Below are 26044 nucleotides of genomic sequence, written 5' to 3'. Positions count from 1 at the left end.
TCAGAACATACAAAAGTTTTTAATATAAATTCTCAGATACTAATGTCTTCAGTGTGGCAAAACTTGAACTGAATCATTGATTAAGCTACTTCCGCTAATGGCACAAACCAGCCTGATTAAGTCATCTTGAAACTGGAGAAGCTCCCACCCAAAAGCACGGTGGGATGACGGTATATTTTTTCTAATATCGTATGGCAGTTCATGGCACAAACTTACCGTTCAGAGTCACCGTAAAACTGGAGAAGTTAACCCAAAAGAACGGTGGAATGACGTGCATAGCAGCACTAATGCCGATAGGTTCGGGATAAACGTTTTCTATCAGTTACGGTGCTACTATTCTGCTAAGGTGCGTTCTTCAATAGCGCTTTTAATCTTTCTCTGAAAATTTTATTGCTGCTGATACGCAGGGAAGTTTTTTGCATTTTCTAAGCATACACTGAGTATATTCCCATTGATTTTTTGAGCCATATATGACAACAAATAATGCAGAATATGATGTCGTTATTATTGGCACGGGTCATAATGATTTAACTACGGCAGGCTAGCTATGGCGTGCTGGTTATAAAGTAAAAGTAATACTTCAAAATGATACCTGTAACGCTGATCCTAGCATTTCTACAGGCCTAAATAAAAAAAGCCAAAGAATTAATTGCCAAACAGTATCTGGTGCAGCACGTTATGATGTTCAATATTGGACGGGTGTAGGACAGATCTCGGCAATACAACGAATACAAATTACAATCTAAATTTATCTGGTACGCAATATGCCAGAGTAAAAGCTGTAAACATTTGTGGTAATTGTGATTATTCGACATGGCAAGTATTGAATTAAATGATTAATTATTAAAACCACGCCTATTTATGAGCCTGGTTTTTCGTTGAAATACTTAATTTACGCCCAAACCCTAATACCTATCACGCCAAAATATAGCAAGTAACTAAAAGTACATAAGTGAATAATAGAGCAAACAGCATGGTAGCTATAGGTTAATTTACTTAATTGATTAGGGGAAGTTTTAAATAGGTTATATACGGCGAGCAATGTAAAAACGGCATAGCAAATAGTCCCTAGCATTAGCATTAATGAAAAAACACCGATTTTTCCGAAGTTTAGATAAGGGTTTTGCATTCCTAGTATAAGAACTGTGATCATCACTAATGCTGTAAACGATGCTAATAATGGATAAGTTCTTAGCTTTTTATGAATTTCTGATAGTTTTTTTCTTCGAATTTTATTAATGCCACTAATTAATAAAGTAATAATAAATAAGATGATGCTTAATATCCAAAGTATCCCAATAACTAGTTGGCTATAAACTGCAAAAGCAGAAGTTCTTTTCAGTACTTTATCACCGTAATGTATCACTTGTCCGTCAATAGGATCATCAGCGACCGCTAAAGTCACGAGTCCATTCTCGATAGATTTAAATGAAGTTTCAGAAGCAGGTAAAAACTTTTTAGGTTTAGAATTAAATATCAAGCCACCGAATAATAATGCTTGCTCTGTGGCAGTTACTTTATAAACAGCCACTAACCTATTGAGAAAATGTGCTAATTCAAATCTAGGGTTTACAGTGTAATAGTATCCGCTAAGTTGTGTTGATATTTTATTTTGGTTTGCTTCAGAAAATACTTCAGGTTTATTCAACCCCTGAGTTTGAAAACTGACAATCTGCTCTCTAATTTGTTTTAATTTACTTGGGTTTGAACTATTAGTTAAAATGACAAATCCAGCATTGCCACTAGGTAAGTACCTAAGATCAGCTAAAGCACCATTAACACCTCCATCATGTCCGTGATATAAGAAGTTATTTAATAAAATAGGGATGTTGTTTAATCCATATGCATTAGCAATTTCCTGTGTATTAGTTGATTCACTGTTTCGCATACGCTTGATAGATTCAGCTGTTAATATTGGTTTGCCATTATTTAGGAGCATTCTTGTAAACTTAGCCATATCTTCTATGGTTGAATTTATCGAACCTACAGGGCGATATATAAGATGTTTATAAGCTTGTGCTTTATTTTTCATATAAGAGGTCGCACCAAACTGCTTCACTTGCTCATTATATAAATAAGTTGTGTTGTGCATTTTAAGCGGATTAAAAATGGTTTCTTGAATATAAGATTCAAAGCTTTTTTCTGTGATTTTTTCAATTATGTAAGCTGCCACAGCTGAGCCTGAGTTTGAATATGATGATCGTGTTCCTGCAGGCCAACGAGATGTCCGAGATTCAGGGTAATAATTTAAACTCTCAATTAAAGTTTGTTCAGGATTATTTTTTTTTGCATATTCAGTTAAAGCGATCTCATCCCAGCCAGTGGTATGTTCAAGTAAATGAACTACTCTAATTGGATGTGAGTCATGCCAAGGGTTAAAGAATTCAATTTCGGGAACTAAGGTCTTAATTTCATCGTCTAGATGTAATCGACCTTGTTCTATCAATTTTAATATCGCAATAGAGGTGAACATTTTGGATACTGAGCCTATACGGTATAAGGTGTTTTTATTAGCTTTTTTTTGTGTGTCTAAATCAGCAAAGCCAAGTGTTTTTATTTCTTCAATACTTTCCTTTTTGACTAATGTGTAAGCCAAAGAAGGAAGTGTACTTTCCCCCATGAGTTTTGAAATATTGTTATTTAATTGAGTTAATGTTTGTGCTTTTGCTAGCTCTGAATTGGCATTAGCAATATTTGAAATAGCTAGTTGTAAAAAGCAATAGATGATGAATGGTATGGATAAAAATTTCATAGTACCTCTTAATGAATATATTATTTTCAATGTAAAGTTAATGTAGGATTAATGTAAAGCTTTAAGTTAATACTGATTAAGTCACTTGAATCTAGTTGGACAAAGTGTTTTATTATAATTAATTAAAAGGGGGGTTTTAGGCAAACAACCTTTTGTTAACTGTTGTGAACTCGTGTAATAATACAGTGTTCACAAAAGGTCACAGGTATTATTAGGTTTTTTTATGGCTGGTATAAGGCTGAGTACTCAGGAAGTTTTTATTTTTGACGAATTTAAAATTAATTTGTCTAAAGAGCGTATTTATAAAAATAATGAAGAAATAAAACTAGAGCCTCAGCTCTTTTCTTGTTTGGCTTTATTGGTTTTAGAGTCACCTAATGTGGTGAGTAGAGAGAGAATTCAAAATGATGTTTGGGCTGGACGACATGTCAGTGATGAAGCGATCAGGGCTGCATTTAAGAAGTTACGAAAAATACTCGGGGATGATGCTAAATCTCCAATATTTATAAAAACAGTGCCACGCCAAGGTTATAAATTTATAGCGCCAGTTGAAAGGGCTTTAAAAACCGATATATCAAATAACAAACTTTTAAATAACAAATTTAAATTCAACCATTTAAACCCTTATTTTATTATTGTATTGCTTTGTTTGTTCGTTGGCTTTTTTTATATTTCCTATTCAAAAAACACTACTGATAATGATTTATCAATCCCCCCAAAGTTTGAAGTCAGTAGAATTACAGCGCTAGCAGGCTCAGAAACTTATGGTAGTTTTAATCATAATACGCAAACAATTTCATTTACACACCGTAGTAAAAGTGATGCTCCCCAACAAATCCTTATTAAAAACTTGAAAAACAATAGACTGCAAAAAATAAGCTGGGATGGTGCACATTATTCTGGTGCTTATTGGTCAAGGGGAGGCAATAAACTCGCGTTTGGCAGAAGTAATAAAGGATTATCTAGTAATATCATTACAGAATTTAATAAATCAGGTGATGTAGTTGATGTAAATGAATTAAAACACCTAAAACTCAAAGGTAAGTATGTTGTTGGTTGGCATAGAGATAATGCACTTTATCTAGCACAAGAAGCGCATATCTCAAATAACCGTAGCATTTATAAATTTGATTTAACTACCCAAGAATTAATAAGCGTAACATCGCCTCAAGTGACAGGTTCAGGTGATTATTTAGCTTCAGAATCATTTGATGGCAAATATTTAGCGATCATCAGGGAAGTTGCCACGGGAGAGTTTTCATTATTAGTACTTGAAACGGGGTCTGGCACCTTAATCGCGAATCGCATTGTTCCTATGTTTGTGAATCGAATAGTATGGCATCAAGATAATAATACATTAACTTTAAGCGCGTTTAATGGTGCTGCTGCCTCATTTGATATTGCTAAAAATAGCTTAAGAAATTTGCCTGAGTTCCCTGCTTATACTAATGATATTTTTGCTGAGTGTGGAAAAAATTGTTATTTAATGCGCCAGCATAATGGTAATTATTTAGATATAAAAGAAGAGCCTAATTCATTGCTATCTCATAAGACGGAAAATAACACGCCTTTAATTTCAGCAAGTGACATTATCGCCTTGTCAGGAGCACAGGATTTACCGCGTTATAACCAGTCCGGCTCAGCGATTTATTTTGCAACTTTAACTGCTGAATCTTTAATGATCCATAAACAAGAAAGCGGTGGAAATTTATCTATAAAGGCTTGTTGGCCTAGCGATGTGATAATATCAAACTTAGAGATCAGCCCAAATGAAAAGCACTTTGCGGTAATCGTAAATCAAAGATTAGTTATTGAGCCAATTAAAACACTTTCTGAATGTAATTTAACTTCACACACACAGCCTGTTTATATAACTGATTCATTAAAAAAAGTAGCCGATCCTGTATGGCATGATGAAAACGAATTTTTGTATATAACTGTTTATGAAAATGGAAAACCTAATATTAAACGCTTCAGTTTAAAGGATAAAAAGTATACTCATGTTATTAACGACTATATAGCATATCGACCTTATTATGGGTTTAAAGGGTATAACGCAGTTGTTATTGATAAGAACAAAATAGCTTGGTTAGTTTTTATTGATAATAAGAAAGTTATTAAAAAGCTAAATTTAGCAAAAGTAGAATCAGCTAATCTGCATCGGTGGGCAATAGATAAAACGGGTTTATATTTTACATCAAGGCAGGGCAGAGAGTCGTTTTTAATTAACGTTAACTTCAATACAAACCCCGAGAAAAATAAAGGGATGACAAAAGTATCAATAGGCAATAATAAATTTAGAGTTGGTTTTGATTTACATCCAAACAAAAGTAAATTGCTTTTAGTTGAGTCTTTAAGTGCTCAAAGTGATTTTGTAAAAGTAACATGGTGAATTCAACTTTAAGTTGAATTAAATGCTTATCCCTAAGGCTTATTCATTAAGCCTTTAATGCTTTTTGATGACCACAGGATCTTCAATACAGCAGATGTCTCTTACCTGTCTCTGGCAAGCTATATAGGTTTTAATGTCTATGTGAATACCCGCTTTAACCTTTGTGCCCAGGTCATTGAACGGCATTCAGGGAAGGGATTTAAAGCAACAATGAACCTTATGGCTAAGTATCTATCAATTCCTATATTTTTCAGCCTATTAATTGCCTGTTTTTTAATGATTACAGGTAAACATAATCAAGCTAACTTTTTTGGGTTGCTAGTTTATGGAGGGTTGTTTTACAGTGCTCCATTCTTTTTACTTGCTATATTTAGTTGGTTTCTAAACGTTTCAAAAAGAAGCGTGCATGCAAGGGCTTGGTATGACACTCGCATTGTTAATAATTGCTAGTTTGTGGTTTGTTACATCTAGCCCCTTCAGGTCCTCCAATACAGCGGATGGCATATTGGCCACTTGCCGTAATACTCAGCGTAGTTTTTATCTGTGCACAACTTTTCTATTCTAAGTTTAAAAGTTCTTAACCATTTGTAGTTTATATTAGAGATTACTAATGGTTTACAAATGGCACAAAGCAGCCTATATCATGGATTCCCACCTGCGTGGGAATGACAGTGTTTTTCTACTTCAGCTAATGGCTCTTATAAGACCCACAGTGTCACTTAAAGAGCTACCTCATCTCGTTCCACTCGTGGGGGATGATGGCTCATTTCATCAACTTCCGCTGCTGGCACTGTCAATACTAATCATTCGGTTATCAATTATTGACGCGAACATTCAAAGTTTAGTTTATTGAATTAACCTCTTCTTCAGTTAAATAGCGCCATTCACCTAAAGAAAGCTCTGGATCCAGTTCAATGTCACCAATTTGTTCACGGTGTAAGCCGATCACTCGATTACCGATCGCAGCGAACATTCTTTTTACTTGATGGTACTTTCCTTCAGAAATCGTTAACAAAGCTTCCTTTTCAGCTAATACTTCAAGCAAAGCAGGCTTTGTTAGCTTAGGTTCATTTTGTAGTTGTACACCTTCTTTAAAGCGCTGTACGGCGTTTTCAGGTATTGGCTTTGAAAGTTGCACGCGATAACGCTTTTGGCATTCTTTTTTAGGTGAGGTTATTTTATGTGACCATTGCCCGTCATCAGTAATTAATACTAAACCAGTTGTATCGGCATCTAAACGCCCGGCAATGTGTAAATCAAAGGCACGGTCTACTTCAACTAAATGTAATACCGATGGATAAAGTTCATCGACATTAGAGCAAATACAATCAGCAGGTTTATGCAGCATGATGTATCGAGCAGTAGCAAAGCTTAGTAGGTTTCCGTTTAAGGTGACGAGAGATTCTGGATAAACTTGAAAGCCAGGATCTTTGATAATTTCATCTGCTACTTTAATAACACCGCGTTTCAAATACTTTTTAGCGTCACTGCGTGATAACTCAGTACAACGACAAATAAACTTATCTAATCTCATGCTTAACTTTTATGCCAAATTTAACCCATTAAAAAAGGCAATTTTATCACATACTTTATAGAGTATGGATAAACTTGCCTTTCATTTAGAAATAAATTTTTCTATTTAGCTTCTACTGCTATTTCACTTTTGATAACAATAAATTGTTAGGATTATCTTGAAAGTAAAAGTTATTAACCAAAATTCGCAATAATCTAGACTTAGGAATACTAGTTTTACTAGCTAATTCATTAAGTTGCTCAATAATATCTTCACTTAAAGTGAACGTTGCATGTTTAAACGGTTTATCTGCTTCAGGCTCTATAGCGGGCTTAATAGAGTCAGCAATTTTTTGGCTAAGCAATTGTGTTTGCGCCTGAATATCTGCACTAACAATTTGCGGGTTGCCAATTGAATAGTTAGTTGAATCATCAATAAATTCATCTACAGTAAAACTGCGCTGAACTTTATTCGATGATTGCTTTTTCAGATCAGCTAAACTCATAGCTAAGCTCCTGCTTAATTGACATCATTTCTGTAGCTATACTTCTGATCTCATCTGCAGCTTTGCCATCCGGTTCAGTTTCAAATACCGAGGTACCTTTCTCTTCACTGTCATCGTATATATTACGAGCGTAAGTAATTGACTCAAGTACATTAATACCAAAGGATGCACAAACCTCTTTTGCTTCCATAATACGAGGCGCTTGGTTTGGCAATGATGGACATTGTGTTATAACAAATGACGCTATCATTTTAGGATTAACCATTTTACAAGTACTTAGCATGTCTTCCATATGAGGAGCAGTTTTGATATCTCTACGCTTAGGACGCATAGGGATAAGTACATGATCGGCAACTGACATTGATGCCCTTAGAGCAAGGTTATCTTGACCACCACAATCAACAATCACATAATCATAATGTTCATTTAAACTGAGTAAGTCGTTACGAATCTTACCGTATAATTGAATACAGTTAATTGTCGCTAGCTTGGGATCATTATTTCGTGCTTGGATCCAATCAGAGGTTGTGCGCTGAGGGTCACAATCGGCAATTAATACACTGGCATTTTTTTCTTTGGCAAAAAACACGCCTATATTTTGAGCTAAACAGCTTTTACCACTACCGCCCTTTTCTCCACCTACCAATAATATCATGGTTCACTTCCTTGGTTATTATTCTTATTCAAACGTAACAGTATTTCATCACATGCTACATTTCATGCCATTTTAAAACCTAAACTAAACTTACCGTTTTTTAATTCAATACAACGAACTACTTTAGCAGGTATATATCGACTTTCAGGGTGATCAGCTTGGAATTTGAATTCGACTATAGTATCAACGGCTATGGCATAGTCATGTTCTATTCGTAAGCCACCTTTAGAGAAATCTTCACAAGAACATTGTAATTTATGAGCTTGGCCTTCATTATCATGCCAAGAAATATTTACCAGTTCTCGTTCCATATCTATGCGGAAATTTTGACGACGTTCAATGTTTTCTAATTCATCTAAGTTAGTTTCATTCATTATTATTTTATTCCCTTGAAATAAGGCAAGCACCCCTATGCCAAATGCAAAATTTAGCGGGCTTACTTTCAACTTGATACATTCAATATAACAACAAATATAAAAAAAATACAAATTTACTGCAAATAAAATGTTAGATTTAACGATTAAACATCATAAAAAGGACCTCATATGCTATACCAAATCGCAGATAAAAAGCCAACAATCAAGGGGGAGCACTTTATAGCTCCAAATGCTGTTTTAATTGGTGATGTGGTGCTGTCGGATAATGTCAGCATTTGGTTTAATGTGGTTATTAGAGCTGATAATGACACCATAACTATTGGTGAAAACTCTAATATCCAAGATGGTAGCATTTTGCATGTTGATACCGATGTTCCGTTGAATATAGGATGTAATGTTACCATTGGCCATAAGGTCATGTTGCATGGTTGTACTATTGGCGATGGCAGTTTAGTTGGCATGAATGCTGTGGTTTTAAATGGTGCAAATATTGGCAAAGAATGCCTTATTGGTGCGAATACTTTAGTCCCAGAAAACATGCAAATTCCTGATGGTTCAATGGTGTTAGGTAGTCCTGGAAAAATAGTAAAGCAGCTTTCTGACGAACATCGAAAAATGATCGCTCATGGCGCCGAACATTATGTTGAAAATGGTAAGCGATATAATGAAAAAGGAAAGATCCTAACCCCTTAGCCACAGAATAGAAATCGTTATTCGCAGCAAAATACTTTATTTAGTGGCGCAAACAAAAGCCAAATACTTGCTGTCATTAGACATCACCATACGGGTGATGTCACCTTTACAATCATTTGAAAAATCAAAAAACGATTTCCATTTTGACCCTTGCTCTAAATTATGTCGCATCACTAGAGCTTTATCTGCTGATAACAAGTCGCCACTTTGATGCCAAGCATAATACATATTTTTAGCAGGTAAAATTACAGATGATTTTACAGTTTTATCTTCTGGGTTATAAAGCTTTAGTTGCCACTCATCAATAACAGCTTTCGTATAACTATATAGGTTTTCATTAGGAAGTTTACGTAGCGTTCGACCGATATTAGTATCTACTTGCTGACTTTTTGCAGTACTTAGCTGCACGCGTTGTAACGTCATTGGCTGACCTAATACAAATAATAAAAGCTCATCAGAATTCAGCCAAACATGATAACCAACATCAAATACCGTTGGAATTAACGGTTTACCAACAAGCTCCTTGTTTGTCTCTTGCACGGTATAAGGATATTGCCATAGTAATTGGCGACCATCATCCCCTACTCTTATCACTGAAAAGTGCTCACCATCAGGGGTGATTGTTGGAGAATATTCACTTGCTGCTGTAGAGGTAATATTTGAGATTTTTTTACTGGTTAAATCAAAATGTAGGCTGTCAGTTTGTTGGCTCGCTTTACCATCAGAATTAGTGACTTCATACATGGCGGTGTATAATAAAGACTTACTGTCTGCAGTAAAGTGGGGTTGGTTGTCATAACCTTGTCGTTGGCTAACATTCGTTACTGAAACTACCTTATCACCTTTAATTTCAGCGATATAAACTTCATCTTCAGCAACTACAACAGTGCTAAAAGCGCTAAAGGCAAATATAGCTAAAAAGTTCTTAAAGAGATTAGGTTTTGTATCAAGGTAATTAAATTTCATTGCTATACGCCAATTATTATTGCTTCATTAACTGTCAGGTTAAAGCTAATTTTAGTCAAGTGATTTTATTATCTATAATAAATTTATCATAGCGAGGCAGTGACTCTGGATCGGCTAAACTGCGTTGTTTTACCGAACGTTGATATTGATAGGTAAACACATCAAACCATAAGTCTAAATGCAGAGCATTTTTGTCATCGCCCATAAGTGCTAACACTTTAGCTGCGACTTCGGCGGTAGCTAACTCCCCTGCTTTTGCCGCTTTTCTTACTTGATATCTAGAATCGAAGTTACCCGGTATTTTAACCTTTGCTTCTTGCTCTTCAGGGCTTGGCAGAGGAATTGATATAATGGGTAATTGACTTAAATAAGGACTCTTACGAAAGATTTTTTTAGCTTGGCGCCAAGTCGCATCAATTAAAATAAAAAGCGGTTTCTTATTATTGCTAAAGTCAGTGTGAACTTGTTCGGGCTTGTGCTCAAAAACAACTTGCCCCTCGTTTGCATAATCTTTTGGGAAAATTAAATAAGGTTGATATTTATCACTATTAAGCAGATCTAATAATTCAGTATTAGGCTCAGTTCTTTTCCAAAGAAAAGCGTAGGTATCTTTAACAATATCTGCAATTAAACGGCCAGTGTTACTAGGTTTAAGCACTTCGTTATCATACATCAACAATAAAAAAGCGTAGTCACTATCGCCTTGCTTTACCATATTGCAAATACAAAACTCTTGGTCTAAACGACAAACCTCACAACGCTTAACTTTCCAGCCACGAGCTTTAAATTCAGTAGTACTTAGACTTTTACGATACAAATATAACTTTTGAACTGCGTGCATAATTAACTTATTAAAATTTTACTAATCTAAATCGGCTAACGGCCAAGTAACAATATGATTTTCATAATCGTTAGTATCTACTTCGTTGTCTTTTACTACTTTACCGCGCACTGACATGCCCGCTTTATGCATGGCTGACTTTTTGCCTTTATGTAGTAGCGGATGCCAAGTTGGTACACCACGACCTTCATGTAAACGTCGATAGGTACAGCTTTCTGGCATAAAGAAAATATCTTCTAAATTTTCTTGGGTAAGTTTTACACAATCGGGTACAAGACGAGTTCGCTCTGAATATTTACTACAGTTGCAGGTTTTATCATTAAGCAAATGGCAAACGATATTGGTATAAAGTAATTCTTCGCCCTCACGAATAAAATCAGTTGGCGCATGTTGTAATAACGCTAACTCTTCGTCGCTAATATCATGATCAACTTCAAGTTCATCTTCGTCATCAATAAATTTATGCAGACAACATTTACCACAACCGTCACACAATGATTCCCATTCACTTTCGCTCATTTCGCTCAAGCTTTTGGTTTGCCAAAATGGCTCAATGAGCGTTTTGGCTGAAGATTTTACTTTATTCGTTTTCTTACTCACATAAACCTCAAAGAGGATATCATACCAAGTCCATTAATTATCTGCTGATTTTTACTGGTTTAAATGAATAACTACTGCGTTATAAAACATTTAAGTACGAAAGCATGGATGCTGCAGGTAGAGCGACGCAGGATGCCAAAGCCGAGAATAACTACTTATAACATTTTATGCCTTGTATTTATCCATTTTCCCTCACTAAAAAGTAGACCACCCAATTAATGGAATTGGTATTACCATATCCTGTGCTTGTTTGTTGTTTTTGATACTGATAAGACTATTGATCAAACTTAATTCTATCGGCTAAATGGCCCACACTCGTGACAAAGTAATAGGATAAATTCCAGTGCATTAATGACTTATAGTTGTCATAAGCTAAATAAGCGCGCCCTTCTTCGCCATCAGGAAAAACAAGAGCCGCGGTTATATCTACATGAGGTAAATCTCTACCGTTGTATTTACGCACGCCAGCAGCCTGCCAATCACTTAATGACATCTCAGTTAACGCCCACTGTTTCAACCATGGTTTACGTCCGCCAGTATTTTGCGGAATAGCCAATTTATAATCAAAGTTTTCTGGCAGTTGTACTTGTCTAGCCCAGGTAATATCATTATCCCAACCTACTTTTTTCAAATAGTTGGCAATAGAGGCAAATACATCTGAAGTATTATTCCAAATATCTTTTTTGCCATCGCCGTCACCATCAGCAGCATAAGCTAAAAATGAACTTGGCATAAACTGATTATGACCCATAGCTCCGGCCCAAGAGCCTTTCATATCTGTTATTTCTATATGACCTTGTTCTAAAATAGTTAAGGCGTCAAATAACTGGCCTTTAAAGAAACTCTCTCTACGTCCGTCATATGCCATAGTCGCTAAAGCTGAAACTACGCTAAAATTACCGGTAATTTTGCCAAAATTAGACTCTAATGCCCATAAAGACACAATAAACCGAGGTTGCACTCCAAATTGCTTACCTATTTTAGCAAGTTCAGTTTTATGCTTACTCAGCATTTCCCGGGCTTTATTAACCTTCCAGTCAGGCACACGTTTAGGCAAATATGTTTCCAGGGTTTCAACGTGCTCTGGCTGATTTCTATCGGCTTTAACGGCACGTTTATGGTAAACAACATTAGCAAAGCTTTGTTCAACTAAAGCTGCTGAAAAGCCTTTTTCCAGCGCTTGCTGCTTTAGTTGTTCTACATAACTTTCAAAACTAATGGTTGGCTCAGGATGAGGCTCAGCAGCAACTTGTGCTGTTGAAGATATAGAAAGCATTGTTGAGCTGGCAAGGATGAAGGCGGCCAAGCTGTGTTTAATTTTCATGTACTACTCCGAAATTATTCGTCTTCAACACCACTATCAATGCGATGTTGTTTTAATAGGTCTTCTGTAGGTGGTGGTAATTGCAAATAAAAACCCTTGTTGGTTAAATTTGCTTTTAACTTTTCCATATCAGCTATTGCTAATTTGTCACGATTGGCTAGGTTAATCAAGGTTACCAATTGTGGTGTACCAAAGGTTTTCATTAACGCCTCTGGTACCGATGAAAAGTCATCACGTTTTAACACATATAAGTAAGTTTCAAGTTTTCTCGAGCTTTTATAAACCGCACACAACATAGCAATTTCACTGTAATTTAATATTATGCAAAATATACCATTAAGGCTGATGAGCTGAAAGTGAAATTACTTGTTGAATAAGGTTTTGACAAGAATAAATGTGATTGGTTGCGAGAAGAAACAAAAAGGCGATAAAAATTTACAGTTATGCTTTTCGTTTCTAATTTCTCGTTACTCGTTTCTGTAGTTCTGCTTAAAAACCAGAGTCAGCAAATTGGCTTAATGGTTCAGCAAATAACTCACCACGCCAACCTTTTAACAATTCAACTTTATCTAGTTGCTGTTCATTTAACTGCCAATGCCAGGATAAAAATTGATTAATCTGCTTTTTACCCGCAACAACTTGTGTATCAAGTCCTTGCTCTTGTGCTAACTGAGTTATTTTATTTTTAACTGATTTGAATACTTGTTTATATGAAGGGTAAGCATCTAAGCGAGTAATAGCTTTAGGATAAGCTTCTTCTGGCTGTTGATTTGCTGCGCGCAGCACATTAAGCATAGCCTTGCCTTTATGACGAACATCTAAAATTTCAATACCATCATAGCTAGCCATGGCACCAACACTTTGTGGGTTCCGTTGTGCTAGCATCATCAAAGTATGATCTTTGGCAACAAAACTTAATGGTAAATTACGTTTTACTGCCTGTTCATATCGCCATGAAAGTAAGTGCTGTAACAATAATAATTGCTGCGGGTCTAACTTCCATGCTTGTTTGTTCTCAACATAGAGTTTGTCGGCATCTATAGGGGTAAATTTTTTGTCTATTTGTTGTTGTGATTCTTGCTTTGCTGCCTTTAAAAAACCAGACGCTTCAATGTCAGCAAACAATTTGCCACTTATCTGATGAAGGTGTAATACATCTGCAGCTGCGTAATCTAATTGCTTATCGCTTAAAGGGCGTTTCATCCAGTCAGTACGTGATTCACTTTTATCTACATCTATATCTAAATAATGCTTGATCATCCCCGCATAACCCATCGATAAGCCATGGCCTAAAAAGGACATGATAACTTGCGAGTCAATCATATTAACAGGTTTGCAGTTGCCCGAGTGTAAAAACACTTCTAAATCTTCTGAGCAAGAATGGATAATTTTTAACAACGACTCATCTTTAAGTAATTGCCAAAAAGGCTCTAAATCATCAATAGCAACAGGATCTATTAATGCCAATTCATTGCCATCATAGGCTTGAATTAAACCTAAATTGGGGTACAAGGTACGAGTACGTACAAATTCTGTATCAACGGCAAGTAAATCAGCATCTTTAACCGCAGAGCAATAGTCTAATAAGCTCTGTTGATCTTGAATATAAGTAAATTGCACGCCTACTCCGATAAATGGGAAATTGATAAAAAGAAAATGAACTGGCAGTGTCAGCGTAAATCTTTACGCTGTCAACCTTTTGATTATAACTGGTGCTCTCTTTGCATGCGCTCGACAAACAGTTTTGCAAACAATGGCACCGACTTTTCATCCATATTAAAATACAATGATGGCTCAATAAGCTCAGCTTCCATCATGGCAAACTCATTCCCGTGGCGGACAAAATCAACTCTGGCGTACATTGGCGTTGTTGATAATTGGGCTATTGCATGTTCAGCTTGCATTATAAGCTTAGCTTCTGGTTCAACAAGCTGTAATCGACTGCCGAATTCTTCTTGTACTCTAAAGTCATTTTCTTTCGGTGTTTTCAGTATGCAATGGCTATATTTTCCGTCGAAATAAAAACATGAAAACTCACCCTCTTCAATCACACTCTGCATGAATGGTTGCGCCATAAAGTCACGATTAGTAAAAGCTATCTCTAGTTGCTCTTTATGCGATGCCACATTGGTTTTAGTTAGCCAAAATGTATTATCGGCATTGGCACTTACACAAGGTTTTATGACAATTTGATCAGTGCAAAATTTTGTAAAGTAACTAGCAACGTCATTAAAGTTAAACGTTTCTTGCCAAATAGTAGGCACAATAGTCACTTGCTTTTGTTGTAATTCTTGCAGGTATTTCTTGTTAATATTCCAACGAACAATATCAATATTATTTTCTAAAATTGCAGAGGAAGCTTCTATATCATTAAGTACTTGCAAAAACCGAGGCGCATCTTCTTGGTAATCCCATGGTGTTCTGATCAATACCACATCGAATTCATTCCAGTTAATCTGCTCTTGCTTCCATGATACTAATTGTGTTTTCCAACCTAAAGCAAGTAAGGGTTGATCAAGTAAATGATCATAGGCTTCAAAGTCGTCTAAACAATCCATGGTCAAAATAGCGCAATGTTTCAATACAGGCTCCAAATTCAAGTAATTTATTTAGCGAAGAGTTTACAAGAGTTTTTAGTTAATACCAATTCCGATATTTTATTGGTCATTTAGAGCTTGAAAGAGGTGGGAGAACAATCGAAATTTGTTTTGGTATAGTCATTCTATATAAAATAAATTTTGAGCAGTTATCTCGACTCTTTCAATCTCCCGAAGGGCGAGTTTAACAGACCTATATACTGCGTTATTGATTTTAACAAGGGAACAACCCTTCTTTGCAATCAATGCCTTGTAAATAAGCCTGTTAATTCTCGCTAAATAGCCAATAAATTATCGGACTTGGTATAATTCATCCTTTAACTTGACGTAACACCATAAAAAACCTTAAATTAACCTATAACCGTAACCATTCAAGCTACGGGACTGAAACCTGCATCTTGAATGATAAAGGGCATATTTACTTAAATAGCAGATAAAGACTATGACAATAAAAAAATCGCTTCTTGCACTTAGCTTAGGTTTAGGATTAATCGCAACAGGAGCAATCGCAGAAGAAAGTACGGAAGCTGAAACGATTAGTATCGAGATTCCTATGGTGACGGATGCACAAGTATTTTCTAAATTTAATGATAAATACCCAGCGATGGTGAATTACTTCACCAAAAACTCCTTTACTGAGATCACCAGCTTTTATAGTGAACAGTTTGGTTCACCAATTTCAGAGCAAACGGTATACGGTCGATTAGAGCTTAAGTTTGATCATATGCAACAAACCATTAGAGTTATTGTTGCCAAACAAAAAAATCATCGTGAAGTTGATGTGCTTGTTGAAGAAAACAAGTAACTGAAATTGTCGAAAATCATTTAATCAAATATAAATAAGCCAGCTTTGTAGCTGGCTTATTAATTTCTATCAAGTGATGTTTATTTATTTAAAACATCATCAACTGTACCTTGTGCTAAAGGATGATAGCCAGGACGAGCCTTAACGTACACAGCTTTGACCCAAGTTAACCCTGCATCAGTTTCAGCAAGTTTCTTATAAAGCGGCACAATCAATTTTCTGCGACCAATATTTATTAAGTATTGCTCTAATTGCGGTTTAACCACATCATAACCAGAGTTAAGTGCTAATAAATACCAAGCATGTGCAATTTCAGCATTCGAGCTTTTAGTTAAATTATATTCGCTATCTAACTCAACCATTTTGTCGTTAGCTAAATCACGCGGTAAGCCATTAATAAAATATAACCACTCATGTACAGTCCAGGTTGAGGTTGGTAAATCTGATAACGACTTATCACCGCTTAGCCAAGCTGAAGTTAACGAACTTACGTTAGTGAATGCATCTGACTTAGGTGTAGGAACTGTACTAGGTAAGCCCTTTCCAAATACCCACTCTTGTACTTCTGCTTCGCTTACAATACCTGGATATTTACTAATTAAATTAGCATCTAAATATTTTAAGAAATCTTTGGTGCCAATACTTTGAAAACTAAAGTTGTTAAAATATGACAACACAAATGGGTCAAAACGTTCGCGGCCAAAGCGTTGCTCTAAGAACATTAAAAATAACTGCCCTTTTACGTAAGGTACATCACTAAACGCAGCATCAGGATCTCTGCCTTGAAGGTCTAAATATAAAATTGAATCATTTTCAGGTAAGTCAGCAATATCAGTATGTAAATCGGCAACACCTAACGCTTGCTCCATTACCGCACGTTCTTTACCAAATACAACTTCCATAATGCGGTTTTCAACATAAGATGTGAAGCCTTCGTTCAACCATAAATCGCGCCAGCTTTCATTAGTAACCAGATTACCCGACCAAGAATGTGCCAGTTCGTGAGCGATTAAACTGACTAAACTTTTATCTCCAGCAACAACGGTAGGCGTGATAAATGATAAGCGCGGGTTTTCCATGCCACCAAAAGGAAAGCTTGGTGGTAACATTAATAAATCGTAACGACCCCAACGATAAGAGCCGTACAAAGCTTCAGAAGCAGTGATCATAGCTTGGGTATCGTTAAACTCAGTAGCCGATGCTTCTAGAATGTAGCTTTCGGCATAAACACCAGTTTGCTTGCTCATTGCTTTAAACTCTAAATCACCAACACCAATAGCAATTAGATATGGAGGTATAGCTTGAGGCATTTCAAAAAAGTAATCGCCATCTTTTTTCGTTGTGGGTTCATTATTAGCGCTCATAACTGCGAGCAAATCAGAGCTGGTACGAATACGAGCAGTATAAGTTAAACGTACTGCTGGTGTATCTTGAATTGGGATCCAACTACGTGCATGAATAGCTTGATTTTGACTAAACATGAATGGATGTTTCTTACCGGCAGTTTGCTCAGGGCTAAGCCATTGCAGTCCTGAAGCTACTTCGGTAGATTGGTAATAAACTCGAATTTTATCGGTTTGAAAACCTGGTTCTATGCTTAGCTTAGAGCCCATAACATCATCACGTTCAGCCAGATTAAAATCACTAGCTAACCAAGTATTGTTAGCCGTTTTTGCCAAAATTTTAAATATTTTTAAATCACGAGTATCTAAATAGATAGCAGTTGCGTTTTTGTCTGACCATTTAAGATCAATATCAACAAAACCTTTTAACGCTTTCTCTTCAAAATCTACTGTTAAATCAAGGTATACATGATTGATTCTAACTTGGTCATAGTTGGCATAGGTTAAGTCATCATTTACCGCAGCACTGGCAGTAAAACTGATTAACATTAATGAGGCTATTAATTGGCCCATTTTTTTAAACATAGGATTCTCTTTATACTAGAGTGGAATTTTATCAGCTCATTGTCCAATGAGCACATAACCGCTCAGTGTACCGAGCAAAAAATATTTAACAAGCTTAGTCATAGCTTTTATTTAAATTACACACAGTACGTAATAATACAATTGGTATCGTGTTAAATATCTGCGATAATCTCGCCATAAACAACTCTTTTTAAAGAATGACATGGCTGAAGAAAAAAAATCCTTATTCGCTCAACGTTTCCGCGGTTACTTTCCGGTGGTTATTGATGTAGAAACTGCAGGCTTTAATGCTAAAACTGATGCGTTATTAGAGTTAGCCGCCAGCATATTACATATGGATGAAGCCACTGGTTTATTATCTATCAAAGAAACTTTTTGTTTCAATATTGAGCCTTTTGAAGGTGCAAATCTTGAACCTGCAGCACTAGAATTTACCGGCATCGATCCGACAAACCCATTACGTGGTGCAGTAAGCGAAGATGAAGCGTTAAAAGATATGTTCAAAAAAATCCGCAAAGCAATGAAAGCCTACGGTTGTCAAAGAGCTGTTATGGTTGCGCATAATGCGGCCTTTGATTTAGGTTTTGTCAATGCAGCAACTGAGCGCTGTAATATTAAGCGTAGTCCATTTCATCCTTTTGTTAGTTTCGATACTGCAACTCTATCTGGATTAGTGTTAGGGCAAACTGTTCTAGCAAAAGCTTGTGCTAGTGCAAAAATAGACTTTAACAACAGTGAGGCGCATTCAGCATTGTATGATACTGAAAAAACAGCTGAATTATTTTGCTTTATTGTGAACAAATGGCAAGAATTAGGCGGTTGGCCATTAGCCATTGAAGCTGATGAAAATGAAGATGCAATTGAAAAAGCTGATGATAAAAAGGTATCTGAATAGATACCTGAAACCATAATGCCAATTCAATTAATTAACGCAGTTTTTGTTTTGCGCCAAACTTAAGCGGATTAGCTCTTCTTGATTGCCTGCGAATTATAATATTTTTTAACGCAACTAAACTCATTAATAATGCTGCTGCTAATGCTATTGGTTGTGGGAAATATTTCAGAATAGCTAACGAAGCCGCTAAAAATACGAATGGGTAATATTCATAAACAATTTGAGGTAAACGAATACCGCTTACAGTTTTGCTGATACGAGTTTGACGACGATAATCAGAGCGTTTGACCCACACTAATGCAGATACAACATACAGTAATGCTGCCGACACGTTTGTTAGGGTCAGGTCATAATTAAAGAATAAATACAGTGCTACTATAAAATATATGAAAGGAAGTTTTTCATACACAGGTTTGCTTAGTCTCATAAATCTCAATCCGTGATTCGTTGTTATTAGTCCCATTCCCTCGAACAACACTGAGAGAATATTAACGGATTCATTATCATCTTATTTTCAGTGTAGTGCAAATTTTAAAATTTTCTTTCAAAAAGCCTACCTTTCATAATTATTTATTTTCTATAATGTAACAACGTTTTTCCATGTTCATTGGTATATACCGACTGAGCATGCATGGCAATTCTAAGTTGATTCATCCCTGCCCCCTCCTATCAGCCCCCCATAGTTCGGGAGGTTCAGCACATTCTGTGCAAAAAAAAAGCTGCAAATAGCAGCTTTTTGTAGATAAGTATTTTATACCTATTATAAGTTGTCAGCGTTATCCGCTAAGTAAGAAGCAACACCTTCAGTAGACGCAGTCATACCTTTGTCGCCTTTATTCCAACCAGCAGGACAAACTTCACCGTGCTCTTGGTGGAATTGTAATGCATCAATCATTCGTAACATTTCATCAACGTTACGACCAAGAGGAAGGTCGTTAACTACTTGATGGCGTACATTGCCTTCTTCATCAATTAAGAATGAACCACGGAATGCAACACCAGCTCCTGGGTGCTCTACATCATATGCTTTACAAATTTCATGTTTAACGTCAGCAACTAATGCGTATTGAACTTGACCAATACCACCATCGTTTACTGGCGTGTTACGCCATGCATTGTGAGTAAATTGAGAATCAATTGAAACACCAATAACTTCAACACCACGGCTTTTAAAATCATCCATACGGTGATCAAAAGCAATAAGCTCTGAAGGACATACGAAAGTAAAATCTAAAGGGTAGAAAAATACTACCGCTTTTTTACCTTTAATTGCTTCACTTAAGTTAAAGTTATCAACAATTTCTCCGCTACCTAATACGGCAGCTGCAGTAAAGTCTGGCGCTGGGCGACCAACTAATACACTCATGGGTTTCTCCAATTATTTTTTTGTAGTAGATATTACACTTAATGTTGAAATAAATATGGCTCTATTTTTTATAAATACAAGTGTAATAATGGATTTTTATTCAGCTGCTGGAAACTTTTCAGCAGTTTCTTTAATAAGGGTTTGTAATTCGCCTTGTTGGAACATTTCAATAATAATGTCACAACCGCCTACTAACTCACCATCTACCCATAATTGTGGGAAGGTAGGCCAGTTTGCAAATTTAGGTAACTCTGCACGAATGTCAGGGTTTTGTAAAATATCAACAAATGCAAATTTTTCACCACAAGACATTAATGCTTGTGAAGCTTGTGAAGAAAAACCACAACTTGGTAACTTAGGAGAGCCTTTCATAAATAAAAGGATTGGGTTTTCAGAAATTTGTTGTTTGATTTTGTCGATAGTTTCCATAGATTCCTCTACATGCAATAACTTGCAAAAATTATTAAAATGATGGCTATACCAAGTCTAAATTGGTACCTAAATAAAGTCCGACTAGTTTACTTGGTTTTTAGGGGGAAGAACAATAGATTTATGGGGAAATTGCAGATTTATTAAAGAGTACGACTTTTATTAACCGCACTCTTCAAGGGGTTACTGTACAAGTTCTTTTAAAATATCTTCTTTTAATTCAGACCAGACTTTCGCTGAAGCTAGGCCATATTCACGAACAGCTAAAATCCCCTCATCAAATTTACCTTGCTGAGCTAAGACTATTAATGAGTGATAAAAGTTTATGGTTAATGATCGCGCTTCATCATTAGCAAAGTACACCCCACCAAGACGAGAATATAAATTTTTAAACCCATTTAATACTAATACATATATTGGATTACTTGAGGCAAGGGCTAAATCATGATGGAGTTGATAGTCATTTTGTGCAAACTTTTCAACATCATTACTCTTTTCCAAGCAATTAGTCAGTAATTCGATCACTTTTTCAGGATTTGATTTTAGTGCAGCTCTAACATAAATGGCGCTAATATTAGTACGAGCAGATAGTAAGTTTTCAACTAAATCAGGAACGCCAGCTTGATCAAGCTCTGCGAGTTTACTGAGAATATTTAAACCACAGGTTTCCCAGAAATTATTTACTTTTGTTGGCTTACCGTGCTGAATCGTTAGCCAGCCATCGCGGGATAAACGTTGTAAAACTTCACGTAAGGTTGTTCGGGTTACTCCAATTAATTCTGAAAGTTCTCTTTCAGCAGGTAAAATTGATCCCGGAGGAAATCCACCGTTCCAGATAGATTCTACAATATATTGTTCAGCAAACCCTGCTGGACTGTGCGCTTTTATTATCATTATTATCCTAAAATTATGACTATGGAGTCATAAATGCGTGCTATCTGTTAATATAAACTGATTGTACCAGATTCTGTCAAGCTAATTTATTGCTTTATTGTTGATATTAGACAATATCATTCTTAGTTTTCGACAAAATGGCTATTTACCCCGTTATATTAAAAGCTTAATATAGTGCCAATCAAAATTTCATAATAAATAATTAACATTTCTAAGGGAATTTCATGGAGCAAACATATTTGCAGGCCTTTTACCGAAACTTTTTAGGTCAAGCGCCTCAGTGGTACAAGTTAACAATAATAAGCTTTCTTATATTGAACCCTATTATTTTCTTCTTTATTTCACCATACGTTGCTGGCTGGGCGCTTGTTTTAGAGTTTATATTTACTCTGGCAATGGCGTTGAAATGTTACCCTTTGCAACCTGGCGGCTTACTTGCTATTCAAGCAATTGCTATAGGAATGAGCTCTCCCAAACAAGTGTTGCATGAAATAACCGTAAACCTAGAGGTAGTATTACTGCTTATATTCATGGTTGCCGGTATCTACTTCATGAAAAACTTATTGTTATTTTTGTTCACAAAGATAATTACTAAAGTAAAATCAAAAATCGTTGTTTCTTTATTATTCTGTTTCGCCAGTGCTTTTTTATCGGCCTTTTTAGACGCGCTAACAGTAATCGCTGTGATCATCAGTGTTGCCATCGGTTTCTATTCGGTTTATCACAAAGTTGCCTCAGGTAAACAAAGCAACAACAGTCATGATCATACTTCAGATAATGACTTACCTGATTATTCACGTGACGATTTACAACAATTTCGTGCCTACCTACGGAACCTATTAATGCATGCTGGTGTAGGTACCGCTCTAGGTGGTGTAATGACTATAGTAGGTGAGCCACAAAACTTAATTATTGGTGAACAAGCCGGATGGAGTTTTGTTGAATTTGCAATACGCATGTCACCTGTAACTATTCCGGTATTAATTTGTGGTTTAATTACCTGTTTCTTAGTTGAAAAGTTTAAAATATTTAATTACGGTGTTGCCCTTCCCGATAATGTTCGCAAAATATTGGTTGAATTTGATGAAGAAGAATCAAGCCAGCGTTCTAAAGCTGATAAAGCTAAACTATTTGCTCAAGGCTTAATTGCTATTTGGTTAATTGTTGGTCTTGCCTTGCATTTAGCCTCTGTCGGCTTAATTGGTTTAACAGTGATCATTTTAGCAACTGCTTTTACTGGCATCACCGAAGAACATCAAATTGGTCATGCGTTTGAAGAAGCGTTGCCTTTTACTGCATTACTTGCTGTTTTCTTTGCCGTAGTTGCAGTTATCATCGATCAGCAATTATTTACTCCGGTAATTACCTGGGTACTAACCTATGAAGGCGATATGCAATTAGTGATGTTCTATCTAGCTAATGGTTTCCTTTCAATGGTAAGTGACAATGTGTTTGTTGGTACTGTTTACATCACCGAAGTGAAAAAAGCGCTACTTGCTGGCCAGATCACCCGCGATCAATTTGACATGTTAGCGGTTGCAATTAATACCGGTACTAACCTACCTTCAGTTGCGACACCTAATGGCCAAGCAGCGTTCTTATTCTTACTTACCTCAGCTCTTGCTCCACTAATTCGTTTGTCTTACGGACGCATGGTTTATATGGCTCTGCCTTACACTGTTGTATTAACTATTGTAGGGTTGCTAACCATTTACTCTGGCTTACTGGTTGAATATACCAACACATTTTATGAGATGGGTATCATCGGTCACCATAATATTGTTGAAGGTGCAGGAGCTTCGGGCCACTAATGCTTTGTTAAAAGTATTTTAAATAAGCGCCTTTTGGCGCTTTTTTTTACTTCATGGAAGAAGGAATGCAAATCGCCAGGGATGGCAATAGATTTGTAACTTCATGAAAAGCTATTTTCTACCTCGATGAATAGAATTAATTTAATAAAGTAGTTATCATTATTTCAAATAAAAACTTCAGTACAGCAGCAGGTATATTTTAAATGCTAAAAACCTTAAATGAGTTTGTTTTAAACCCACGTTCATGGTGGCTACTTGCCGCTTCGGCTTTGTGTTTAGAGTTTAGTGCTCTATTTTTTCAATATGGCTTAGGACTTGAGCCATGCATTATGTGTATTTACCAACGAGTGGCAATTCTGGCGATTATGGCAGGAGGCGTTATTGGCGCTATTGGTAACAATCTACTTACTAGTAGGCTTATAGGATTTTCATTATGGGCTGTTGGTGCAATTTGGGGCCTGTTAATTGCTATAGAGCATGTTGATATTCAATCTAACGCCGGTTCATTATTTTATACCTGTGATCTTATCCCTAACTTCCCTAAGTGGATGCCTTTACATGAATGGTTTCCAGCACTTTTTGAAGCCACTGGTGATTGTGGTGAAATTTCCTGGTCATTCTTAGGGTATTCAATGCCGCAATGGATGATTGTCGTTTATGGCGTTTATACGGCGTTATTTGCAATATTCTTTAGCTCTCGTATAGTTAACTTGATGAAAACTAAAAACTAAAATAACGAGAGGTCATCATGACAAGTACAAACATACCTAAATGGTTTACTGTTGTCGCTGTGCTCGCACTGCTCTGGAACTTGATGGGGGTAATGGCATACCTTCAGGAATCTGGCACAACTCCAGCTACACCAATCTGGGTAACAATGGCCTTCGCTTTTGCGGTTTTTGGCGGTGCATTAGGATGTTTGTTATTGATTTTAAAGCGGGCATTAGCAAAAATTATTCTGATCATTTCGCTTGCCTCAGTGTTGGTGCAAATGTTTCATGCTTACTTCATTAGTAATGCATGGGAAGTGTTTGGTCCCGGAGGGGCAATAATGCCGGTTATGGTAATTGTTGTTGCTATTTATTTGGTCTGGTTAAGTCAAATGGCTAGTCAAAAGTCTTGGATTAAGTAAATCAGGGGCCTCCTGACGTATGATATTGCTTTAAAAATTAGCATTACATCTATTAATTAATAGACTATCTTTAAGCCACAGTACGCTTCAGGAGATTCCTCATCTCGCTTTGGCTTGTGGGGAATGATGATGTTATTTTTATAATTAGGTAGATGAAAGACTTAATAAATATCTCTAACCAAGCAATAAGTAACACATCACAGCCACCACACTAGCTATCAATACACTTAAAATAGCGCCTTCGGTCACCATTTGTTTGATCTCTATTTCTCCCGTGCCATAGGCAATTGCATTAGGCGCCGTTGCCACAGGTAACATAAACGCACAACTGGCACACATTGCAGCGGGGATCATAAACATTTTTGCATCATAACCTGAAGATATGGCAGCTACCGCAAGAATAGGCATTAATAGTGTTGCCGTTGCAGTATTACTGGTGATTTCAGTTAAATAAGTCACTACTAAACATATGGTAAGTAACATTAAAAATAGCGGTAAATTAGCCAGTGAAGTTAACCATTGCCCAAGCATGTCACTTAACCCTGAAGCAACAAAACCTTTCGCTAAAGCGATACCACCGGCAAATAGTAGCAACATTCCCCAAGGAATTGTTTTAGCGGTATCCCAATCAAGCAATCGCCCTCCTTTGCCATTAGAAATAGCAAACATTAACACAGCAGCAGTAAGTGCTACGGTGCTGTCGCCTACCATTGGAATTTCAAACAATGAGCTCCACCCACCAAAAGGTTCTTTACGGGTGATCCATGCAAGTGCGGTTAACGCAAATACAAACAGTGTTCTACGTTCTTCACTACGCCAAGGACCTAACTCAGGTAATACAATTTTTTGCTCTAAATGTACATTACGGGTTAACCATAACGCCATAATAGGTATAGCAACAAGTACAACTGGAACACCAATTTTCATCCACTCTACAAAGCCAAACTCACTGCCCGTTTGCTCTTCATAGATGCCCATAAAAATAACATTAGGTGGCGTGCCAATTAATGTCCCTATACCGCCCACGCTTGATGCATAAGCAATACCCAATATAAGCGCGACCTTTAGTTTAGGGTTATCTACATGAGTTAAAATTGCTAACGCCATTGGTAGCATGATTAATACCGTAGCGGTGTTAGAGATCCACATACTCAACATAGCAGCGGCAAGCATAAAGCCAAACACTAAACGTCTGCCGCTTGAAACACCAACGAGCTTCACCATGTAAACCGCTAAACGTTCATGAGCATTACTTTTCTCTAGTGCCTTAGATAACATAAAAGCGCCCATTAACAACAAAATTACGTGAGATCCTAATGATGATGCAACCGTTTTATGATCAACAATATTGAACAAAGGTAGTAACGCAAACGGAATAATAGACGTTGCTGGGATTGGGATAGCTTCAGTAACCCAAAAAATAACAGTCAGCAAGGTTATGCCACCAGTAATTGCCGCTTTAGGCTCAAAACCTAAAGACAGTAGTAAATAATGAAAAAGCACAGCCATAATTGGGGCAAGATAGATAAAATGCTGTCTTCTCATTAAATATTGCTCTCTTATTCTTTT

General features: G+C 36.5%; 25 protein-coding genes. 7 read left to right on the top strand and 18 right to left on the bottom strand.

Annotation, left to right across the window (positions count from 1 at the left end; translation table 11 throughout):
• Window positions 1–892: 892 nt before the first annotated feature.
• On the bottom strand, window positions 893–2752 hold the full coding sequence (locus RGQ13_RS06720; RefSeq protein ID WP_348392789.1) for a serine hydrolase domain-containing protein: 1860 nt from the start codon (window positions 2750–2752) through the stop codon (window positions 893–895).
• A 223-nt stretch (window positions 2753–2975) separates the two neighbouring features.
• Between RGQ13_RS06720 and RGQ13_RS06715 the strand changes: the two genes are divergently transcribed.
• The gene (locus RGQ13_RS06715; protein ID WP_348392788.1) at window positions 2976–5144 is read left to right on the top strand and encodes a transcriptional regulator; all 2169 of its coding nucleotides are present in this window, start codon (window positions 2976–2978) and stop codon (window positions 5142–5144) included.
• An 841-nt stretch (window positions 5145–5985) separates the two neighbouring features.
• Here the strand turns inward: RGQ13_RS06715 and rsuA are convergent.
• From rsuA to RGQ13_RS06695, 4 genes are all read right to left on the bottom strand, one after another.
• Complete coding sequence (gene rsuA, locus RGQ13_RS06710; protein ID WP_348392787.1) at window positions 5986–6678, bottom strand: 16S rRNA pseudouridine(516) synthase RsuA; 693 nt, start codon at window positions 6676–6678, stop codon at window positions 5986–5988.
• Between the two features lie 118 nt (window positions 6679–6796).
• Window positions 6797–7162, bottom strand: coding sequence for a ribbon-helix-helix domain-containing protein (locus tag RGQ13_RS06705; RefSeq protein WP_348392786.1), 366 nt, complete (start codon window positions 7160–7162; stop codon window positions 6797–6799).
• On the bottom strand, window positions 7149–7817 hold the full coding sequence (locus tag RGQ13_RS06700) for an AAA family ATPase (protein WP_348392785.1): 669 nt from the start codon (window positions 7815–7817) through the stop codon (window positions 7149–7151). The genes RGQ13_RS06705 and RGQ13_RS06700 overlap by 14 nt, the downstream gene beginning before the upstream one ends.
• Before the next feature lie 62 nt (window positions 7818–7879).
• Window positions 7880–8191: a PilZ domain-containing protein gene (locus RGQ13_RS06695; protein WP_348392784.1), complete on the bottom strand. Its 312-nt coding sequence runs from the start codon at window positions 8189–8191 to the stop codon at window positions 7880–7882.
• A gap of 171 nt (window positions 8192–8362) precedes the next feature.
• On the opposite strand from RGQ13_RS06695, the gene RGQ13_RS06690 reads away from it, so the two are divergent.
• Window positions 8363–8887 (top strand): gamma carbonic anhydrase family protein, encoded by a 525-nt coding sequence (locus RGQ13_RS06690; RefSeq protein WP_348392783.1) that lies wholly within the window; start codon window positions 8363–8365, stop codon window positions 8885–8887.
• Window positions 8888–8923: 36 nt separating this feature from the next.
• Here the strand turns inward: RGQ13_RS06690 and RGQ13_RS06685 are convergent, their stop codons facing one another.
• The 7 genes from RGQ13_RS06685 to RGQ13_RS06655 form a co-directional block, all read right to left on the bottom strand.
• Window positions 8924–9853, bottom strand: coding sequence for a TolB family protein (locus tag RGQ13_RS06685; RefSeq protein ID WP_348392782.1), 930 nt, complete (start codon window positions 9851–9853; stop codon window positions 8924–8926).
• 55 nt (window positions 9854–9908) lie between these two features.
• A complete protein-coding gene (locus RGQ13_RS06680; RefSeq protein WP_348392781.1) occupies window positions 9909–10694 on the bottom strand; it encodes a tRNA-uridine aminocarboxypropyltransferase in 786 nt (261 codons plus the stop codon).
• A gap of 21 nt (window positions 10695–10715) precedes the next feature.
• Complete coding sequence (locus RGQ13_RS06675) at window positions 10716–11294, bottom strand: YcgN family cysteine cluster protein (protein ID WP_405054172.1); 579 nt, start codon at window positions 11292–11294, stop codon at window positions 10716–10718.
• A 274-nt stretch (window positions 11295–11568) separates the two neighbouring features.
• The gene (locus RGQ13_RS06670; protein ID WP_348392780.1) at window positions 11569–12618 is read right to left on the bottom strand and encodes a lytic murein transglycosylase; all 1050 of its coding nucleotides are present in this window, start codon (window positions 12616–12618) and stop codon (window positions 11569–11571) included.
• 14 nt (window positions 12619–12632) lie between these two features.
• The gene (locus tag RGQ13_RS06665; RefSeq protein ID WP_348392779.1) at window positions 12633–12914 is read right to left on the bottom strand and encodes a YcgL domain-containing protein; all 282 of its coding nucleotides are present in this window, start codon (window positions 12912–12914) and stop codon (window positions 12633–12635) included.
• Between the two features lie 193 nt (window positions 12915–13107).
• Entirely contained in the window at window positions 13108–14238 is a 1131-nt protein-coding gene (rnd, locus tag RGQ13_RS06660; protein WP_348392778.1) for a ribonuclease D, read from the bottom strand.
• 83 nt (window positions 14239–14321) lie between these two features.
• Window positions 14322–15200, bottom strand: a complete 879-nt coding sequence (locus RGQ13_RS06655; protein ID WP_348392777.1) for an ATP-grasp domain-containing protein — start codon at window positions 15198–15200, stop codon at window positions 14322–14324.
• Window positions 15201–15657: 457 nt separating this feature from the next.
• Here RGQ13_RS06655 and RGQ13_RS06650 point away from each other — a divergent pair, with 457 nt between their 5' ends.
• Window positions 15658–16020: a hypothetical protein gene (locus RGQ13_RS06650; protein WP_348392776.1), complete on the top strand. Its 363-nt coding sequence runs from the start codon at window positions 15658–15660 to the stop codon at window positions 16018–16020.
• Window positions 16021–16100: 80 nt separating this feature from the next.
• On the opposite strand, the gene RGQ13_RS06645 is transcribed toward RGQ13_RS06650, so the two are convergent.
• The gene (locus tag RGQ13_RS06645; protein WP_405054171.1) at window positions 16101–17948 is read right to left on the bottom strand and encodes a M1 family metallopeptidase; all 1848 of its coding nucleotides are present in this window, start codon (window positions 17946–17948) and stop codon (window positions 16101–16103) included.
• Between the two features lie 202 nt (window positions 17949–18150).
• Between RGQ13_RS06645 and rnt the strand changes: the two genes are divergently transcribed.
• The gene (rnt, locus tag RGQ13_RS06640) at window positions 18151–18843 is read left to right on the top strand and encodes a ribonuclease T (RefSeq protein WP_348392775.1); all 693 of its coding nucleotides are present in this window, start codon (window positions 18151–18153) and stop codon (window positions 18841–18843) included.
• Between the two features lie 31 nt (window positions 18844–18874).
• Here the strand turns inward: rnt and RGQ13_RS06635 are convergent, their stop codons facing one another.
• The 4 genes from RGQ13_RS06635 to fadR all read right to left on the bottom strand — a co-directional run bounded on the left by RGQ13_RS06635 (window position 18875) and on the right by fadR (window position 21532).
• The gene (locus tag RGQ13_RS06635; RefSeq protein WP_348392774.1) at window positions 18875–19270 is read right to left on the bottom strand and encodes a hypothetical protein; all 396 of its coding nucleotides are present in this window, start codon (window positions 19268–19270) and stop codon (window positions 18875–18877) included.
• A gap of 333 nt (window positions 19271–19603) precedes the next feature.
• Window positions 19604–20209: a peroxiredoxin gene (locus RGQ13_RS06630; RefSeq protein WP_348392773.1), complete on the bottom strand. Its 606-nt coding sequence runs from the start codon at window positions 20207–20209 to the stop codon at window positions 19604–19606.
• A gap of 96 nt (window positions 20210–20305) precedes the next feature.
• A complete protein-coding gene (locus tag RGQ13_RS06625) occupies window positions 20306–20638 on the bottom strand; it encodes a Grx4 family monothiol glutaredoxin (RefSeq protein WP_348392772.1) in 333 nt (110 codons plus the stop codon).
• Between the two features lie 183 nt (window positions 20639–20821).
• Window positions 20822–21532: a fatty acid metabolism transcriptional regulator FadR gene (fadR, locus tag RGQ13_RS06620; protein WP_348392771.1), complete on the bottom strand. Its 711-nt coding sequence runs from the start codon at window positions 21530–21532 to the stop codon at window positions 20822–20824.
• Window positions 21533–21756: 224 nt separating this feature from the next.
• On the opposite strand from fadR, the gene nhaB reads away from it, so the two are divergent.
• From nhaB to RGQ13_RS06605, 3 genes are all read left to right on the top strand, one after another.
• Window positions 21757–23343, top strand: a complete 1587-nt coding sequence (gene nhaB / locus RGQ13_RS06615) for a sodium/proton antiporter NhaB (RefSeq protein ID WP_348392770.1) — start codon at window positions 21757–21759, stop codon at window positions 23341–23343.
• Window positions 23344–23546: 203 nt separating this feature from the next.
• On the top strand, window positions 23547–24074 hold the full coding sequence (gene dsbB / locus RGQ13_RS06610) for a disulfide bond formation protein DsbB (RefSeq protein WP_348392769.1): 528 nt from the start codon (window positions 23547–23549) through the stop codon (window positions 24072–24074).
• Window positions 24075–24091: 17 nt separating this feature from the next.
• Entirely contained in the window at window positions 24092–24475 is a 384-nt protein-coding gene (locus tag RGQ13_RS06605; RefSeq protein ID WP_348392768.1) for a hypothetical protein, read from the top strand.
• Window positions 24476–24649: 174 nt separating this feature from the next.
• On the opposite strand, the gene RGQ13_RS06600 is transcribed toward RGQ13_RS06605, so the two are convergent.
• The gene (locus RGQ13_RS06600) at window positions 24650–26020 is read right to left on the bottom strand and encodes an SLC13 family permease (RefSeq protein WP_348392767.1); all 1371 of its coding nucleotides are present in this window, start codon (window positions 26018–26020) and stop codon (window positions 24650–24652) included.
• Window positions 26021–26044 lie beyond the last annotated feature (24 nt).

The sequence above is a fragment of the Thalassotalea psychrophila genome (genome assembly GCF_031583595.1).
Taxonomy (GTDB): domain Bacteria; phylum Pseudomonadota; class Gammaproteobacteria; order Enterobacterales; family Alteromonadaceae; genus Thalassotalea_A; species Thalassotalea_A psychrophila.
Note: the sequence above shows the minus strand (reverse complement) of the source record. Positions and strands in the feature narration are given on the sequence as shown.